Here is a 17,419-nt window from a genome sequence, read left to right on the forward strand (position 1 = left end):
TTCCCCCCGCAAACCCGCAACCCACCTTCGTGAGCCACAGCGCAAGAGCCAAAGAGCAAACCAAATACTCTTCCCTCAACAGATATACAGCTTGAAAGAACAAATCCCCACCCGAGGCCAGAACCCTGACCAACGGCACCACCGCATCTCTGCGAGGGAGGGAACCACCGAAGCGGCGGGGGAGAGCATCTAGCGGATCAACCCGCCACTTGCAACCCCGCCTTCCCAGCGAACCGATCAGAACCGTGTGGCTCGTCGTCGGTGGCGGGCTTCTACGGCCCACAACGCACACTGTCAACGGACCCCCGCACATGCCGTCACATGTCTGCCATAACCGCCAACCCCTTGACATTGCTGCCGACGTTACATTGCGGGAATGCCTTTCCTGTTGACTTGCCGGCCGCACCCCAAGAAGTTCCCCGCCGGGACCACTCGGGACATGACAACAGTATGATATCGAACCTGCGCCTCGCCCTGTGCCTCTGCGTCGCATTTGCTGTCCCGGCAGCCCAGGCGACCGCATCGGACCCGCCGGCGGAGGCGCAGCGCATCGTCACCGTGGAACCAGGTGACACGCTGGGTGGCCTGCTGGGCGATGCCGGCGTCGATTCCGCGGAGGCACATGCGGCCATCGCCGCCCTCACCCCCGTGTTCGAGCCGCGCCACCTGGCCGTCGGGCAGGAAGTCGGGCTGCGGATGGATGAGGAGAACGCCCTCATCGGTCTCGAGATCGCGCCCCGCCCCGGCCACACCATCTCGCTGCAACGCCAGGATGAGGGCTGGGCGGTGCAGGAAGTGGTGACGCCGCGCCTGCGCCACCTCGCTCGCGTCGATGCGCAGGTCACCGGCGGCGTGTTTTCCGCCCTCACCCGCGCCGGGCTGCCGGCGCCGCTGACCCACTCGCTGATCCGCGCCCTGTCGCATGAGGTGGATTTCCAGCGTGACCTGCAGCCGGGAGACCGTGTGGCTGTCGCCTTCGAGCGGCTGCGCGGCCCGGATGGGGACCTGCTCGGGCACGGCCAGCTCCACTACGCGGCCCTCACCTTGTCCGGCCGCGTGCTCGAAGTCTGGCGGCATGCCCGGCCCGATGGCGATGTCGCCTGGTACCGCGCCGATGGCCGGCCGCTGCGGGGCGGCTTCCTGCGGACCCCGCTGGATGGGGCCCGGCTGACCTCCGGCTTCGGCATGCGCCGCCATCCGGTGCTGGGCTACAGCCGCCGCCACACCGGGCTGGATTTCGGCGCCCCCAGCGGCACGCCGATCTTCGCCGCCGCGGACGGCACCGTGGCCTCGATGCGCTATGAGCGTGGCTATGGCCGCACCGTGCGGCTGCGTCATCCGGGCGGCGTGGAGACCGTCTACGCCCACATGTCGCGCTTCACCCGCGGGCTGAAGGCGGGTGCGCGGATCAGGCAGGGGGCGGTGATCGGCGCAGTGGGCTCCACCGGCATGTCGACCGGTCCGCATCTGCATTACGAAATCCGCATCGCCGGCGTGGCACAGAATCCGGCCCGGGTCGCCCTGCCGGGCGGGGAGCCGCTGCGCGGTCGCGAACTCACCGCGTTCCGCGAACACCGTCAGGTGCTCGGCCGGCAGATGGCGGGCCTGACCGCCGCCCATACCGAGGTCGCGCTCGCCGCCGATTGAGGCGCCTCAGTCACCGCCGGCCAGGCTTTCCTCCAGCCGCACTTCGGGGGAGAGCCGGCTCGGCAGCAATTCGCCCCGGCGTTCCAGCAGCGGGTGGGCGACCATCGCGAAATGCGCGCCGATCCGGCGCAGGTCCCGCACCGCATCCAGCAGCAACCCGGCCGCCGCGCCACCTTCCGCCGCGCTGCGGTCCGCCGCCTCCGCCATGCGGGCGAGGGCCAGGCGCTCGGCGTCGCGCAGAGCCTCCTTCTCCCGCACCAGGCGGCGCGCCGCCTCCGCATCCTCCCGCATGAAGACCGCGACGGCGAGCCGAAGCTGCGCCTGCAGGCGCTGATGCAGCGCGGTGATCTCGGCGGAGATATCGGGCGGCAGCACCAGGCCGCGCCGCACCCGCTTGGCCGCCAGCCCGCCCAGGTCGCGATCCAGCACATCCCCGGCATGTTCGAGCGAGACGGCGAAGGCGCGGATCTCGGCCAGGCGCCTGCCCTCCTCCTCCCCCAATATCTCCTGCGGGATGCGGGCCAGGTAGAACTGCACCTGGCGATGCAGCCGGTCCACCACGTCATCCAGGCGCTTGGCGGCCTTGGGACCTTCCCGGCTGCCATCCTGGAAGGCGGTGATGGAGGCGGCGAGCATCGCCTCCACCGCATCGGCGATCCGCAGCACCTCCCGCGCCGCATTGGCCAGGGCCACCGGCGGCGTCTCCAGCGCGCCGGTATCGAGGTAGCGCGCCGCGCCGGCATCCTCCGCCTGCGGCCGGTCCGGCACCCAGCGTTGCAGCAGGCGCGACAGCGGGCCGAGCAGCGGCCAGGCCAGCACCGCGGTGCCCAGGTTGAAGGCCAGATGCGCCTGCGCCGCAGCCAGCGCGCCCACCGGGCCGAGCAGCGCCGCCGCCTGCGGCAGCAGCGCCAGCACCAGCGCGGCCCCCACCACCCGATTCACCAGATTACCCAGCGCCACGCGCAGCCGGGCGCGATCCGGCCCGGCATCGCCCAGCGCGGCCAGCAGCGGGTTCAGCGCGCTGCCGAGATTGGCGCCGAGCACCATGGCGATGCAGGCCTCCGCCCCCACCGCGCCGGAGGCAGCCAGCGCCGCGATGAACAGCATGGCGGCGACGGAGGAATGCGCCGCCCAGGCCAGCACCGCCGCCACCAGCAGGTTGGGCAGCGGCATGGCGGCGATTGCCCCCAGCACCTGGTGCAGCGCCGGGGAGGCCTCGACCGGCGCCATCGCCTGGCCGAGCAGGTGCAGCGAGGTCAGCATCAGCCCGAGCCCGATCGCGACCCGCCCGAGGTCCCGCAACCGCCCGGCCGCGCCGCGGCGGAAGGTGACCACCCCGGCCAGCACCAGGGCCGGCGCCAGGAAGCCGGTCGGGAAGGACAGCACCAGCACGATCAGCGCCGTGCCGAGGTTGGCACCGAGCATGCCGGCCAGCGCCGGCGCCAGCGCCACGCCGGCCCCGGCGGCGAAGCTGCCGAGCATCAATGCCGTGGCGGTGGAGGATTGCAGCGCGGCGGTGATCGCCAGCCCCGCCAGCACCGCCCGCCCGCGTCCGCCGAGGCCGATCCCCAGCACATGGCGCAGCCGCATCCCGAAGCCGCGCTGCACGCCGGACTGCACCATGTGCAGCCCCCACAGCAGCAGCGCGGCGTGACCAGCCAGTTCCACCAGCAGCAGCGCCTGCGACACCGCCTCAAACCCCTATTGCATGACCGGGCAGCCCGGCTTGTCATAAAACTGCAATATTGAAGTCTAGGCCTCGCCTCCTGGCATGCAAGCTCCGATCGCGGCTTCCGGTTCCGGGGCGACGACGGCCAGTGGATGGATTTCCCGTAACCCCTTCCCCCCGGCAGCCGCGCAGCCCATCTTGGCGCGATGAACTGGACCCTGATCCTCGGCGCCGTCGGGTGCCTGGCGGCCTGCTTCGCGGCGGCTTCCACTGGCGCCATCTTCAAGCCTGGGGCCTGGTACGCCAGCCTCCGCAAGCCGTCGTGGAACCCGCCCAACTGGCTGTTCCCGATCGCCTGGTCGATCCTGTACCTGATGATGGCGGCCGCCGGCTTCCTGGTGTGGCGGGAGGATGGGCTGGGCCTGCCGATGCTGGTCTGGGCCGGGCAGCTCGTGCTGAACGCCGGCTGGTCCGCGGTGTTCTTCGGCCTTCGCAAGCTGGGCTGGGCCGTGCTTGAGGCGGCGGCGCTGTGGGCCGCGATCCTCGCCTGCATCCTGCTGTTCGCGCCGATCTCCGCCACCGCCGCCTGGCTGATGGTGCCCTATCTGGCCTGGGTCAGCTTCGCCGTCTTCCTCAGCTACACCATGTGGCGGCTCAACCCCGGCCCGCATCCGGTGATGCGGCGGGACGAGGCGGGCACCCTGACGCAGCGGGCGCAGATGTAGCCTGTCGGATTTCTTGACGGCAGGCGCCTCGCCTGCCGGAGGCCACCGGCCAAGCCGTTGATTTGACACCACGTTCCGGTGCGGCATTCATGTTGCTTTTCCCTTGGACATATCGTTTTTCCTGTCCATGGGAACATTATTGATGCACATGAGAAGCCGGATCTTTGCCACTCTCGCGCTGCTCGGCGCCAGCGTCGTGGCCATGCCCGCTTTGGCCGGGCCGCTGACCGCGACCGACATCCTGCGGCAGTTCAACTTAGTCACAATTGGCGATTTTTCCAGCAATTCGGACGTCGAAGGGCGCAGCGTCATTGGTGGCAACCTCACCGGCGGCGCCACCTTCTTCAACAATCCCGGTGCCGCCGCACCCTCCGATTTCCGCGCGCTGACCGTCTATGGCAGCTCCACCACGGGCGGCCCGATGAACGTCAACAATGGTGGCGGCGTCACCATCGCCGGCTCGGCCGCCGGCATCATCAACACCAATGGCGGCGGCGGGCGCTCCATCAATGGCGGGCCGGATGCCCCGGCGCCGGGTCCGCTGCCGGGCTTCGCCGAGACCTTCGCCGCGCCGCTCAGCGCGCTTTCGGCGGAGCTGGCAGGCCTGGCCGCCAACAGCGCACTGCCCGGCCCGGCGACCCCCGGCTTCCCGAACAACGTGCCGATCACGGCCAGCGCCGGCCCAGGCCTTGCCGTGTTCAACGTGACGGTGGCGGAGCTGTCCGCCTTCGCCTCCTTCAGCCTGAACCTGAACGGGCGCGATGGTGCGGTCATCAACGTGACCGGCGGGTCCTATACCGGCCAGGCCAATTTCCTGAACGCCACCAGCGTGGCGCGGGACGTGATCTGGAACTTCGTGAATGCCACCAGCATCGACTTCCAGCGGCAATGGGGTGGGACCGTGCTGGCGCCGAACGCGACCGTCCGCAACCACACCCCGATCGAGGGCAGCCTGTTCGCCGCCGCCTATGATGGGCGTGGCGAATTGCACAGCCAGCCGATCCGCTTCGACCTGCCGACCAGCGACCCTGTTCCCGTGCCGGAACCGGCGAGTCTGGCGCTGTTCGGCCTGGGCCTGGCGGGCCTCGGCCTGGCGCGCCGGCGCCGCCGCGCCGCCTGAAGCGCGGCTTCAGCAGCCTGCCAGGGCACGGTCCGTCGCTTTGGACGGATCACGCCCTGGAAGGGGGCTCAGCGCCGGGTTCTCGTCCTGGCTGGCGCCGGGCGCGCGGCATGGCGGCGAATCGTGCCGTCACGCTGCGGTACCGCCAGGGGCGTCACCCGCACCCGCGCCGTGCCGCTCTGCCGCATTCCAAGCTGGCGTGCGGTCCGCGGGCTGACATCCAGGATACGCCGGCGGGACCGCGGCCCCCGGTCCTCGATCCGCACCCGCGCCGTCTCACCATTGTCGAGGTTGGTCACGCGCGCCACCGTGCCGAGCGGCAGGGTCCGGCTGGCCGCCGAATCGGATCCTGCGTCGAAGCGCTCGCCATTGGCCATGCGCTGGCCATGGAAACGCGGGTGGTAGAAGGACGCCTCGCCAAGCTGGATGCGGCCGGTGGTGTCGTCCCCCGGCCTTGCCCGTAGCTCATCGGCCAGGGCGTAGCCGCCCATGCAGGCGAAGCCGACCAGTGCCGCAAGCCATTTCCGTGGACCGGACATCGAAACCCCCTCGCTGCCTGTCACCAGACAGGACGCGCCAGAGGGCAGATGGTTCGATCAATCAGCCCAGTAGAGGCGGTTCGGATTGTCCACCGTCACCCGGCGGATCAGGTCGGGGTCGTCCGTCATCGCGCCCAGCAAATCCACCAGGTCGCCATCATTCGGCATGTCGCCGGCAATATTCGGGTGCGGCCAGTCGGTGCCCCACAGGCAGCGATCCGGCGCGGCGGCCAGCAGCGCCTGGGCGAAGGGCACCGCATCCAGGAACGGCGCGCCGGCAGAGGACACCCGCTCCGAACCGCAGATCTTCACCCAGGCCAGCGGGTTCTTCATCAGCTCCAGCAATTGCTGGAAGGCCGGTTGCGCCACGCCGTCCTTCGCCTTCACCCGGCCCATATGGTCGATGACGAAGGGGATGCGGATCGAGGATATGGTGTCGGCCAAGGGCACGATGTCCTGCGCATCCAGGTGCAGCACCACATGCCAGCCCAGCGCCTCCGCTTGTGAGAGTACGCGCTGGAAGAAATCCATGTCCGGCATGCCGCCCAGGTGGCGGACGAAGTTGAAGCGCACGCCGCGGATGCCGCCTTCATGCAGCCGGACGAGCTCCGCATCCGTCACCCCCTTCTCCACCACCGCGACGCCGCGCATGGTGCCGCCGGATCGGGCGATACCGTCCAGCGTCACCGTCATGTCGCTGCCATGGCAGGAGGCATGCACGATGACGGCACGGGACACGCCGAGCTTGCGATGCAGCGCCACCAGCCCCTCGAAGGGCGCATCGGGCGGCGTGTAGGCGCGGTCCTCGGCATAGGGGAAGACGGCGCCGGGGCCGAAGACGTGGCAGTGGCTGTCACAGGCACCGGGCGGCAGCACCAGGCGCGGGGTGCGGGTGTCCGGGTCCGGGCCCTTGCAGGTGGGAATCTCTTTCTTCATTGGCGAGGGATTCCAGCCTTCTCGATCACTTCGGTCCAGCGCGCCGTATCGGCCCGCAGCAATTCGCCCATCGCCGCCGCCGTGCCACCGCGCGGCTCCACGCCCACGCCGGTCAGCGCAGCGCGCAGCTCCGGCGTGGCCAGCGCGGCATTCACCGCCTGGTTGAAGGCGGCGATGGCCTCGGGCGGCGTGCCGGTGCGGGCGACCAGGGCGTTCCAGGACGCCACGTCGTAATCCGGCACCCCGGCCTCCATCAGCGTCGGCACATCCGGCAGGTTCTCGGCCCGCGTCGCGGAGGTCACCGCCAGCACGCGCAGCGCGCCGGCCTGGATCTGGCCCATGATCGGGCCGGTGATCTCGAAGGCCGCATCCACATCGCCGCGGATCAGCGCGGTGGTCAGCGCCGGGGTGGCGGGGAAGGCGATGGTCTCGAACTGCGTGCCGGAGCGGATCTTGAACAGCTCCGCCGACAGGTTCTGCGTGCTGCCCGCGGTGATGCTGCCGATGTTCAGTCTTCCGGGGTTTGCCCGCAGCCGCGCCAGCAACCCGGCGATGTCGCGGTCCGGCGAATTGGGCGCAACGACGACGGCGATCGGGAAGGCCCCCATGGTCACCACGGGGGCGAAATCGGTCAGCGGATCAAAGGGCAACTGCCGGAACAGTGCCTTGCTGATCGCGGTGCCGTTGGAGGCGACGAGCAGCGTGTGCCCATCTGCCGGCGCCGCCATCAGCTGCTGCGCGGCGACGATGCCACCGGCGCCGGGCCGGTTGTCGATCACCGCCGGCTGGCCGAGCCGTTCGGAAATCCGCTGCGCCACCGCGCGCGCCGTCAGGTCCGCGACGCCGCCCGGCCCGAAGGGCACGACGATGCGGATCGGGCGGCTGGGGGACCAGGCGGATTGCGCGCGGGCCGTGCCGAGGGCCGGCAGGGCCAGCGCGGCGCCGAGCGTGGCGCGACGGGTGATCCGGGTCACCGGCCTATTCATTCGTCACATTGGCGCGGCGGATCACATCGCCCCAGCGCTCGCGTTCGGAGATGATCAGGGCGCGGAACTGCTCCGGCGTGCCGGGCGCGGCATCGGCGCCTTCCGCCGCCAGGCGCGGCTTCAGCTTCTCGCCCTGCAGCGCCCGCGTGCTGGCGGCGTTGACGCGGTCGATGATCGGCCGCGGCGTGCCGGCGGGGGCCACCAGCCCATACCACTGCACGGCGTCGAAGCCGGTGATGCCCTGCTCATCCAGCGTCGGGATATCGGCGGCGCTGGACAGCCGCGTCAGGGACGACACGCCGATGGCGCGCAACAACCCGCCACGCACCGGCGGCAGGATCGGCGGGCCGCCCGTCATCGTCATGTCGATCTGGCCGGCGATCAGGTCGTTCATCATCGGGCCGGTGCCGCGATAGGGCACATGCGTCAGCTCGATGCCCGTCGCCAGGCAGAAGGCCACCACGGCGGTATGCGCGGCCGATCCATTGCCGCCGGAGCCATAGGTGATGGTGCCCGGCGAGGCCTTGGCGCGCGCGATCAGTTCCTGCGCCGTGGTGATCGGCAGCTTGCGCGTGTTCACCGCCAGGATGTTCGCCACATTCGCCACCAGCACGATGGGATCGAAGGAGGTGACGGTGTCGTAGGACAGGTTGCGGTACAGCGACGGGTTCACCGCCAGCGTGCCGATATGACCCATCATCAGCGTGTAGCCATCCGGCGCCGAGCGGGCCACCAGGTCGCTGCCGACCGTGCCGCCGGCGCCGGCCCGGTTCTCCACCACGAAGGGCTGGCCGAGCGCGTCCTGCAATTCGGCGCCGATCGCGCGGGCCAGGATGTCCGTGCTGCCGCCGGGGGTGAAGGGCACCACCAGCCGCACCGGCCGCTCCGGCCAGGCACCCTGGGCGCGCAGGATGCCCGGTGTCGCAAGCAGGCCGGCGCCGGCGAGCAGCGTGCGGCGGGGCAGGTGCAGGTGCAGCTTGGTCATGTTGTTTCCTCCGGTTGGATCAGCGCGCCGTCGCGCGCCAGGTCGGTGATTTCTTGGGCCGAAAGGCCGGCCTCGGCGAGCAGGTCGGGCCCGGCGGCGCCCAGGCGCTGCGCGGCGGGCAGGGTCGGCGCCATGCCGCCCGACAGGATATTGGGCGCGCCGATGGCGAAGGTGGCGCCCTCCGTCGGGTGCTCCTCCTCCCGCACCATGCCGGTGGCGCGGAGGTGCGGGTCGGTCAGCAGGGATTCGATGGTGTTGTAGGGCATGGCCGGCACGTCGTGCCGGGTGAACAGCTCCAGCCATTCGGCGGTGGTCCTGCCCACCAGCGCGGTCGCCCGCAGCGCAAAGTAGTCTCTGGTATGCGCCGTTCTGGCCGCGACATTAGCAAAACGCGGATCCTCGATCAGTTCCGGCCGGCCGATGGCGCGGAAGAAGCCATGCGCCTGCGCGTCGGTATTGGCAGAAACGGCGATGAAGCCATCCGCCGTCTTCAGCGGCCGCGCCTCCGGGCTCAGCACGCGCTGGTCGCCGGGCGGGCCCAGCGCGGGCCGGAAGGACATCGGGCCCAGATGTTCCTGCAGCACGAAGGCCGCCATATTCTCGAACATCGGGATTTCGAGGCTCTCGCCGCGCCCCGTCTTCTCTCGCCGGTACAAAGCGAAGCCGATCTGCTGCGCCGCGATCAGGCCGCAGACATGGTCCGCCACCAGCATCGGCACGTAGCGGGGTTCGCCCGTGGAGGCCTCGAAGCAGCCGGCGATGCCGGAGACGCCCTGGATGACCGTGTCGTAGGCCGGCTTGCCGGCATAGGGGCCATCGGTCCGGAAGCCGACGATGGAGCAATGGATCAGCCGCGGCAGTTTCTCCGCCATGGTCGCGGCATCGACGCCGAGTCGCTTCTGCGCATCGGGCCGGATGTTGGTCACCAGGATGTCGCAGCGCGCCGCGATGCGCGCCAGCACCGCCTTGGCGCGCGGATGCTTCAGGTCCAGGCAGATCGAGCGCTTGCCGCGGTTGAAGTTGAGGAACTTCCCCGCCATGCCCGGCGTGCGCCCCTTGCCGCCGAGCTTGCGCAGCAGGTCGCCATCCGGGCTTTCCAGCTTGATGACCTCCGCGCCCTGTTCCGCCAGCACGCCGGTGCAGACGGGACCGACGACGACGGAGGACAGGTCGAGGACACGCAGCCCGGCGAGCGGTCCGCTCATCTCAGACCAGCTCTTCGAGGGCCTGCGGGAACAGGCGCATATACGCCTCGCCATGGACCATCGGCTTGCCGGAATTGCGGCCGCCCTGCATGCCGCGGTTCAGCGCCACGCGTTCATAATACGCCCAGAGGTGCTTCTGCGCCGGCAGGCACTGGAAGGCCTTGAACTTGGTCTCCCACACCTCGGAGATGTTCAGCAGCACATCCGGTTTGAAGTCGCATTGCTCGGGCTGATGCGGCTCGAACAGGAACATGGCCGGCGCGGAATAGGTGTAGTCGGCCTGCGGCTTGTGGCCCATCGCCTGGGCGATAACGCGCGCCTGCTGCGCGAAATGCGCGGCCTCGGGGTGATCGAAATTGTACGGGTCCTTCAGCGCATGGCTGAGAACGAAGCTCGGGTTCAATTCGCGGAAAATATCGATGGCGCGGTCGAGCATCTCGGGCGTCCGGCCCAGCGGATAGTCGCCGGCATCCATGAACTCGATCTCGGCACCGAGCACCGCGGCGGCCGCCTCGGCCTCCGCCTTGCGGCCGGCCTTCACGCCTTCCAGCGTCGCGCCCTTCTCCTTCCACGCGAACTGGCTTTCGCCCCGCTCGCCATAGGACATGCAGAGGATCTTCATGCGGTAGCCGCGCTTGGCGTGCAGCGCGATGGCGCCGCCGGCGCGCCAGACGAAATCGCCCGGATGGGCGGTGATGACGAGACCGGTCTTGGACATGCGATTTCCTCGGGTGGCGCGGTTGGCCCGGAGAATGGCGGCCCGGGGCGGATGCGACAAATGGAAAGAACGGGAGGACTATGCCGTTTTGTGCATGTTCCGTGCCCTCAGGCGCCGGGCGCCGCCTTTGGCGGGCGCAGGTTCCAGTATGCCCTCAGGCGCCGGGCGCCGCCTCCCGCGGCTTGGCTGCGCGGCATCAGCCGCGGCGGCCATTCGGCCGCTCGCCCGCCTTTGGCGGGCGCAGGTTCCCGCATGCCCTCAGGCGCCGGGCGCCGCCTCCGGCGGCTTGGCTGCGCGGCATCAGCCGCGGCGACCATTCGGCCGCTCGCCCGCCTTTGGCGGGTGCAGGTTCCCGCATGCCCTCAGGCGCCGGGCGCCGCCTCCCGCGGCTTGGCTGCGCGGCATCAGCCGCGGCGGCCATTCGGCCGCTCGCCCGCCTTTGGCGGGCGCAGGTTCCCGCATGCCCTCAGGCGCCGGGCGCCGCCTCCGGCGGCTTGGCTGCGCGGCATCAGCCGCGGCGGCCATCGGGCCGCTCGCCCTCAGGCGTCGGGCGCCGGTCCCGATGCCACCTTGTCCCGCGGCCTGGCCCGGAAATGCCGCCGCAGCAGCGTCAGCAGCGCCTCCGCTGCCGGAGACAGCGGCACCCCGCGGCGGGACACGACGCCGAGCCGGCGCAGCACCCCCGGGTCGCGCAGCGGTACCGCGACCACGCCCGGCGACCGCGCCGCATCCACGGCCAGAAGCGGCACCACCGCCAGCGCCAGGCCGGACTCCACCATGCTGATGGCGGTGGCCAGGTGCTGCACCTCATACCGCCAATCCATCGCATCCCGCCTGGCGCCCAGCGCCTCGTCCAACAAGGCGCGGTTGCCGGTATGCGGCGCCACGCGCACCAGCGGGCGGCCCTCCAGATCGGCCCAGGACAGGTGCGGGCGCGAGGCGAAATCATGCGCCGCGGGGCAGGCGACGACGAACGGCTCAGTCAGCAGCGGCACGATATCCAGGTCCCAGCGATTGGCCGAGACGATGGTGATGCCGAACTCCGCCTCCCCCCGCGCCACGCCATCGGCGATCTCGCTGGCCGAATGGTCGAAGACCTTCACCGTCACCGCCGGATGCGTCCGCGCGAATTCCACCAGCAGGCGGGGGATGTGATGCACCGCGATGGTCGGCAGGCAGCCGATGGTGACGGATTGCTCGCCCCGCCCCGCGCCGGCGCGCAGTTCCGACAGCACCGCCACCAGCGCCTCCACCGGCCCGCGCGCCCGCCCGGCAAGTTCCAGACCCGCGGGTGTCAGCGTCACCTGCCGCGTGGTGCGCGCCAGCAGGCGGCAGCCCAGCGCATCCTCGAACTTCCGGATGCGGTGGGACAGGCCGGTCTGCGAAAGGTTCAAATGCGCCGCCGCCTTGCGGAAGGACCCGCGCTCCGCGATCGACAGGAAGGCCTCAAGCCCGAGGAAATCGACCGCCATCTCAGGCCGTGCGGCCCTGGTCGAGCCGGATGCAGACCTGGTCGTCCTCGATCGTCACATCCCAGACCAGCAGCGGCTCCCAGCAAGGTTCGGCGGTGGCGCGGCCGGTGCGGATGTCGAAGCGGCCGGCATGGGCGGCGCATTCCACCTCATCGCCCAGCACCCGGCCCTCACCCAAATGGCCGGGCCCGTGGCTGCACGCATTCTGCGTGACGAAGAAGACGCCGCCCAGGTTGAAGACCGCGAAGTCGCCTTCCTCCGTCTCCACCTTGCGGCCCTGGCCTTCCGGCACATGGTTCGTGGCACAAAGCCGCAGCATCATTCCGCCGCCGGCCGCAGCCGCCCCGGCAAGGCGAGGCCGGTCAGGTCGCTCACACGGGCGAAGCCGCGCCGCTCGCAGAAGGCTTCCAGCCCCTCCAGCACGGCCGGCATGGCGTTCGGGCTGACGAAGCTGGCCGTGCCGACCTGCACCGCGCTGGCCCCAGCCATCAGGAATTCCACCGCATCCTCCGCATTCGCAATGCCGCCCACGCCGATCACCGGGACGCGCACCGCCTGCGCGCATTGCCAGACCAGGCGCAGCGCGATCGGCTTGAAGGCCGGTCCCGAAAACCCGCCCATGCCGGCACCCAGCTTCGGGGCCATGCGGTCGATGTCGATGGCGAGCCCCAGGATGGTGTTGGCCACCACCACCGCATCGGCCCCCGCTTCCTCCACCGCGCGCGCGACGGCGGCGATATCGGCGGTGTTGGGCGACAGCTTGGCCCAGATCGGCAGCGCGCAGGCGGCCCGCATGGCGGCGATGGCGGCGGCGGCCGATTCAGGGTGCATGGCGAAGGCGCGGCCATCCTCCTCCAGATTGGGGCAGGAGATATTGGCCTCGATGGCGGCGACGCCGGGGGTCGCCGCCAGCCGTGCCGCGGCCTCCGCGAAGGCCGCGACCGAATCGGCGGACAGGGAGACCACCAGCGGCGGCGTGAAGCGGCGCCAGTCGGCCATTGCCTGGGCGCAGAAATGGTCCAGCCCCTTGCCGGGGATGCCGATGGAATTCAGCACCCCTGCCTCCGTCTCGCATAGGCGCGGCAGGGGATTACCCTCCCGGTATTGCGGCGTGACGGATTTGGTCACCAGCGCACCGAGCCGGTTGAGGTCGAACACCTGCGCCAGTTCCGGGCCGAAGGTGCCCGAGGCCGGCATCACCGGGTTGGCCAGCGTCATCGGGCCGATGCGGACCGCCATGTTCACCATGCCAGCGCCGCCTGCAGGTCGAAGACCGGCCCTTCCGCGCAGACGCGCAGGTTCTGCACCGTGCCATCCGGCGCGCGGATCTGCCGCACGCAGCAGAAGCACATGCCGAGGCCGCAGCCCATCTGCTGTTCCAGCGCGATCTGCCCGGGGATGCCGTATTCCGCCGCCAGCCTTTGCAGCAGCAGGAACAGCCGGTTCGAGCCGCAGGTGAAGACCCCATCCGGCGGGTCGTCTTGGAAGCGGGCGCGCAGCAGCGCCTCCACCGCCGGCACCGCGCCGCTGCCGTCGCTGTCGAAGACGGCGGTGATCGCGGCGCCCGAATCGCCCGCGAATTCCTCCGCCATCAGATCCTCCGGCGCCTGTGCGGACAGTACCGCCTGTACCGCGACGCCCTGCGCCGCGGCCGCTTCCGTCAGCGGCGCCAGGGTGGCGAGCCCGACGCCGCGTGCAACGATCAGGATGCGGCGCCAGCCCGGCCCCAACCGAAAACCCTGCCCGAGCGGCCCGAGCAGCGAGAGCCGGTCCCCCGCCCGCAGCGCCGCCAGCGCCGCCGTGCCGCGACCCTTCACATGCAGCAGGAAGCCGAGATCCCGCCCCGGGCCGCAGCGCCAGATGCTCATCGGCCGCCGCAGATAGGGGCCGTTGCCCGCCCCGTCCCGGCACAACAGGTGAAAGAACTGCCCGGGTCGGCTGGCGGCGGACAGCGCCGGGGCGTCCAGGATCAGGCGGTGGTAGCGACGGCCGACCGGTGCGCTCTCCAGCACCCGCGCCTCCGCCTCCACCACCGGAAAGCCCGCCGGCCCGAGATCCATGCCTGCTCCTTCCCTGGCTCCTAGACCATGATCCGCGAACACGGATCATGGTCTAGGCTTTGCTGCGAGGGTGATTCACCGCTACGGCGATTCCGCCTTCGCGGATCACGCTCTACCGCAGGCTGCGGTTGCGCCGGGGCGTCGGGCCGCGGAAACGCGCGGAGGGTGCCTCCCCCAGCCCGAAGCGCAGGCCAAGCCGGCGCAGCCGTGCCTTGCGCCAGGCCAGCGCCGCCAGCACGAGATCGCCGATCGCCATGCCCTGCAGCACCGCCAGCACGTTCTGGGCGGCATCACCCCGCCCCGGCGCCAGGCCCGCCGCGACCAGCCCGAGATCCGGCCCGACCTGCCGCGCCAGCGCCAGTTCCGTGGTCGCGCCAGCGGCGATCCAGGCGCCGAGATTGCCGCCGGGGCGGCTGAAATCGGCGCTGTCCACGAAGAAGGCCCCGGCCCAGCCGAGCACATCCGCCGCCACATCCGCCTGGCCCAGCGCCACCAGCGTGGCCCCCGCCTGCAGATCGGCGGCACGGATCACCGGCGCCTCCGCGCTGCTGACGGTGATGACGAGGCCGGCCTTCGCCGCCGCTTCCGCCGGAGTGGCGGCGGGCTGCAATTGCAGGGGGAGCATGCCCTGGTGGCCGGCGCAGAAGGCTTCCACCGCCTCCGCCTGCCTGGCCGCGACATGCAGCGTGGTCAGCCCTGGCAGGGCGGCGGCCAGCGCCGCCGGCAGGTGCGCGGCGATTTGGCCGGCACCGATCACCGCGGCGCTGGTCACGCCCGGCGCCACCAGCAGCCTGGCCGCCAGCGCCGCCGTGCTGGCGGTGCGCAGCGACCGCAGCCAGGACGCCTCGATCAGCGCCAGCGGCTGGCCCTTGGTGTCGGCCATCCAGAACCAGTCGCGCGCCGCCTCGCCTTCCGACAGCAGGCGGAAGCCGGCCAGCCCCGATTCCGGCAGCACCGCGCCCTTCACCCGGAATTGCGCCCCCGGCGTCGCCAGGTGCAGGCTGGGCGGGTCGGACAGCACCTGGCGGGCCTGGCCGTATTCCTTCCAGGCATCCTCCACCGCCTCCAGCGCTTCCTGCGGCGTTACCAGGCCCTCGGCCTCTCCGCTGCGGAGGATGAGGAAATCGTCGTTGTCCATGCGGCGCCCGGCCCAGTAAAAATCCCCCTAATGGTGCGGCGGCGCGGCGCGGATGCCAAGGGCCACGAACCAGGGGCCACAATCGGAGCCGGCACCTTGCCACCCAGGCCACCCTGGGCAAGCCTGCCCGGATGGACTCCGCCTTGCCCCCCATCGCCCCGGATCTGGCCGAACTCGCCCGGCGCCTTTTCGCCGAGCTGCGTGCCGCCGACCATGATGGCACCGGCATCACGCGGGAGACCTATGGCCTGGGCGAAACCGCCGCGATGCGCCGGATCGAGAAGCTGGCGCAGCAGGCCGGGCTGGCCACGGAATGGGATGCCGCCGCCAATCTCCACATCACCCTGCCCGGCACCGATCCCTCCCTGCCCGCCGCCGCCTGCGGATCGCATCTGGACAGCGTGCCGCAGGGCGGCAATTTCGATGGCGCGGCGGGGGTGATTGCCGGGCTGCTGGCCCTGCTCGGCGCCCAGCGGGATGCACAGCGGACGGGGCCGCGCGCCCGGACGCTGCTGCTGCTGGTGATGCGGGGCGAGGAAAGCGCCTGGTACGGCCGGCCCTATCTCGGCTCCTCCGCCCTGTTCGGCGCCTTCGACCCGAAATGGCTCGACCTGCCCTGCCTGCAGGATTCTTCCCGAACGCTGCGCGACGCCATGGCGGGCGAAGGCGCGGAGGTCGCCGTGGTGGCGGCGCGGCGGAAGCTGCTGGACCCCGCAAGCCTCTCCCACTTCGTCGAGCTGCATATCGAGCAGGGGCCGGTGATGGTGGCGCGCGGCGTGCCGGTGGGCCTGGTCTCCGGCATCCGCGGCAATTTCCGCCACCCCGGCGCCCGCTGCCAGGGCGAGGCCGCACATTCCGGCGCCGTGCCGCGCTGGCTGCGGCGGGATGCGGTGCTGGGCGCGGCGGACCTCGCCATGCGGCTTGATGCCAGCTGGCGCACCCTGCTGGAACGCGGCGAGGACCTGGTGATGACCTTCGGCATCTTCACCACGGACCCGCGCGAACACGCCATGACGCGGGTGCCCGGCGAGGTGCGCTTCACGCTGGAATACCGCAGCGAATCCGAGGCGACGCTGGAGGATTTTCTCGCACTTGCCGAATCGGAGGCGGCCGAGATCGCGCGCGAACGTCGCGTGCGGATCGAGCTCGGCCCGGCGGTGCGTACCCCGCCGGCGGTCATGGATGCGCGGTTGCTGGCCCACGCCCAGGCGCTGTGCGGCGCCGCGGGCCTGCCGCACGAAACCCTGGCCAGCGGCGCCGGGCATGATGCGGCGATCTTCGCCAATGCCGGCGTACCCAGCGCCATGGTCTTCGTCCGCAACGAGCACGGCAGCCACAACCCGCATGAGGCGATGGAGATGGAGGATTTTCTCGAAGGCGCCGCGGTGCTGCAGGCCCTGCTGCTGCAGGGCGCGGAGGTGGTTGGCCGATGACCGAGGAACAGGCCATCGGCCGCCGCACGGCGCGCATCCTGCTCGATACCGGCAGCATCCTGCTGCGGCCGGACCGGCCCTTCATGCTGTCCTCCGGCTGGGCCAGCCCGGCCTATCTCGACATGCCGCGCGCCCTGTCCTTCCCGCTGGCGCGGCGCGCGCTGCTGGCCGGCGCGGAGGAGCGGATCCTGGCCGAGATCGGCTTCGACGGCTTCGACGCGGTGGCGGCCACCGAACAGGGCGGCATCGCCATCGGCGCCATGCTGGCGGAGCGCTTTCACCTGCCCTTCGTCACCGTGCGCAGGCGGGCGCAGGGCTTCGGCGCGGATGCGCATATCGAAGGCGCGCTGCGGCCCGGCGCGCGCACGCTGCTGGTGTCCGACGTCACCACCGATGGCCGCAGCAAGGCCGGCTACAGCCGCGCGCTGACGCGTGCGGGGGCGGAGGTGACGCAGATCTTCGTGCTGTTCAAATGGGGCATCTTCGACCGCGTGGTGACCGACATCGCCGATGTCGGCGCGCGGCTCTTCGCGCTGGCGACCTGGGAGGATGTGCTGCCCGAGGCCGAGGCGCGCGGCGCGCTGCCGCCCGCGGCGCTGGCGGAGCTGCGCCGCTACCTGGCCGACCCCTTCGCCTGGTCTGCCGCGCATGGCGGGCTTCCGGCGCCGTGAAGGCCCTCTCCCCCATCCTTCATGGCGAAAGGGGTGCGTGAGGGGCTGCGCAGGGCGGCGCAGGCGTGGCCGGTCGGCAGGCCCCCTCACCCAACCGTTGGACCCATGCGTCCAA

At 71.1% G+C, this 17,419-nt stretch carries 17 protein-coding genes; 5 read left to right on the forward strand and 12 right to left on the reverse strand.

What is annotated here, in order from left to right; all coding sequences use genetic code 11:
• Window positions 1-450: 450 nt before the first annotated feature.
• Window positions 451-1,647, forward strand: a complete 1,197-nt coding sequence (locus tag HB662_RS09015) for a M23 family metallopeptidase (protein ID WP_168049423.1) — start codon at window positions 451-453, stop codon at window positions 1,645-1,647.
• 6 nt (window positions 1,648-1,653) lie between these two features.
• Here the strand turns inward: HB662_RS09015 and HB662_RS09020 are convergent, their stop codons facing one another.
• Complete coding sequence (locus tag HB662_RS09020; RefSeq protein ID WP_168049424.1) at window positions 1,654-3,336, reverse strand: Na/Pi symporter; 1,683 nt, start codon at window positions 3,334-3,336, stop codon at window positions 1,654-1,656.
• 186 nt (window positions 3,337-3,522) lie between these two features.
• Here HB662_RS09020 and HB662_RS09025 point away from each other — a divergent pair, with 186 nt between their 5' ends.
• Window positions 3,523-4,041 (forward strand): TspO/MBR family protein, encoded by a 519-nt coding sequence (locus tag HB662_RS09025; protein ID WP_168049425.1) that lies wholly within the window; start codon window positions 3,523-3,525, stop codon window positions 4,039-4,041.
• A 142-nt stretch (window positions 4,042-4,183) separates the two neighbouring features.
• Complete coding sequence (locus HB662_RS09030; protein ID WP_168049426.1) at window positions 4,184-5,161, forward strand: choice-of-anchor A family protein; 978 nt, start codon at window positions 4,184-4,186, stop codon at window positions 5,159-5,161.
• A 68-nt stretch (window positions 5,162-5,229) separates the two neighbouring features.
• On the opposite strand, the gene HB662_RS09035 is transcribed toward HB662_RS09030, so the two are convergent.
• The 11 genes from HB662_RS09035 to HB662_RS09085 form a co-directional block, all read right to left on the reverse strand.
• Window positions 5,230-5,700 carry a septal ring lytic transglycosylase RlpA family protein gene (locus HB662_RS09035; protein WP_245185545.1) on the reverse strand — a complete coding sequence of 157 codons (471 nt, stop codon included), beginning with the start codon at window positions 5,698-5,700 and terminating at the stop codon, window positions 5,230-5,232.
• Between the two features lie 57 nt (window positions 5,701-5,757).
• Entirely contained in the window at window positions 5,758-6,636 is an 879-nt protein-coding gene (locus HB662_RS09040) for an amidohydrolase family protein (RefSeq protein ID WP_168049427.1), read from the reverse strand.
• Complete coding sequence (locus HB662_RS09045) at window positions 6,633-7,610, reverse strand: Bug family tripartite tricarboxylate transporter substrate binding protein (RefSeq protein WP_342449477.1); 978 nt, start codon at window positions 7,608-7,610, stop codon at window positions 6,633-6,635. Before HB662_RS09045 ends, HB662_RS09040 begins: the two co-directional genes overlap by 4 nt.
• Before the next feature lie 4 nt (window positions 7,611-7,614).
• The gene (locus HB662_RS09050) at window positions 7,615-8,607 is read right to left on the reverse strand and encodes a Bug family tripartite tricarboxylate transporter substrate binding protein (RefSeq protein ID WP_168049429.1); all 993 of its coding nucleotides are present in this window, start codon (window positions 8,605-8,607) and stop codon (window positions 7,615-7,617) included.
• Window positions 8,604-9,812 carry a CaiB/BaiF CoA transferase family protein gene (locus HB662_RS09055; protein WP_168049430.1) on the reverse strand — a complete coding sequence of 403 codons (1,209 nt, stop codon included), beginning with the start codon at window positions 9,810-9,812 and terminating at the stop codon, window positions 8,604-8,606. The genes HB662_RS09050 and HB662_RS09055 overlap by 4 nt, the downstream gene beginning before the upstream one ends.
• 1 nt (window position 9,813) lies before the next feature.
• On the reverse strand, window positions 9,814-10,530 hold the full coding sequence (locus tag HB662_RS09060; RefSeq protein WP_168049431.1) for a PIG-L deacetylase family protein: 717 nt from the start codon (window positions 10,528-10,530) through the stop codon (window positions 9,814-9,816).
• Window positions 10,531-11,069: 539 nt separating this feature from the next.
• Window positions 11,070-12,002, reverse strand: a complete 933-nt coding sequence (locus HB662_RS09065; RefSeq protein WP_168049432.1) for a LysR family transcriptional regulator — start codon at window positions 12,000-12,002, stop codon at window positions 11,070-11,072.
• A 1-nt stretch (window position 12,003) separates the two neighbouring features.
• On the reverse strand, window positions 12,004-12,324 hold the full coding sequence (locus HB662_RS09070; RefSeq protein WP_168049433.1) for a non-heme iron oxygenase ferredoxin subunit: 321 nt from the start codon (window positions 12,322-12,324) through the stop codon (window positions 12,004-12,006).
• Window positions 12,321-13,250 (reverse strand): dihydroorotate dehydrogenase, encoded by a 930-nt coding sequence (locus tag HB662_RS09075; RefSeq protein WP_168049434.1) that lies wholly within the window; start codon window positions 13,248-13,250, stop codon window positions 12,321-12,323. The genes HB662_RS09070 and HB662_RS09075 overlap by 4 nt, the downstream gene beginning before the upstream one ends.
• Window positions 13,244-14,062: an iron-sulfur cluster-binding protein gene (locus HB662_RS09080; protein ID WP_168049435.1), complete on the reverse strand. Its 819-nt coding sequence runs from the start codon at window positions 14,060-14,062 to the stop codon at window positions 13,244-13,246. The genes HB662_RS09075 and HB662_RS09080 overlap by 7 nt, the downstream gene beginning before the upstream one ends.
• A 112-nt stretch (window positions 14,063-14,174) precedes the next feature.
• Window positions 14,175-15,200, reverse strand: coding sequence for a hypothetical protein (locus HB662_RS09085; RefSeq protein ID WP_168049436.1), 1,026 nt, complete (start codon window positions 15,198-15,200; stop codon window positions 14,175-14,177).
• 143 nt (window positions 15,201-15,343) lie between these two features.
• Between HB662_RS09085 and HB662_RS09090 the strand changes: the two genes are divergently transcribed.
• A complete protein-coding gene (locus HB662_RS09090) occupies window positions 15,344-16,633 on the forward strand; it encodes a Zn-dependent hydrolase (RefSeq protein ID WP_245185546.1) in 1,290 nt (429 codons plus the stop codon).
• Window positions 16,630-17,304 carry an orotate phosphoribosyltransferase gene (locus HB662_RS09095; RefSeq protein WP_168049438.1) on the forward strand — a complete coding sequence of 225 codons (675 nt, stop codon included), beginning with the start codon at window positions 16,630-16,632 and terminating at the stop codon, window positions 17,302-17,304. Before HB662_RS09090 ends, HB662_RS09095 begins: the two co-directional genes overlap by 4 nt.
• The last annotated feature ends 115 nt before the right edge of the window (window positions 17,305-17,419 follow it).

The organism is Falsiroseomonas frigidaquae (genome assembly GCF_012163145.1).
In the GTDB taxonomy this organism is placed as follows: Bacteria; Pseudomonadota; Alphaproteobacteria; order Acetobacterales; family Acetobacteraceae; genus Falsiroseomonas; species Falsiroseomonas frigidaquae.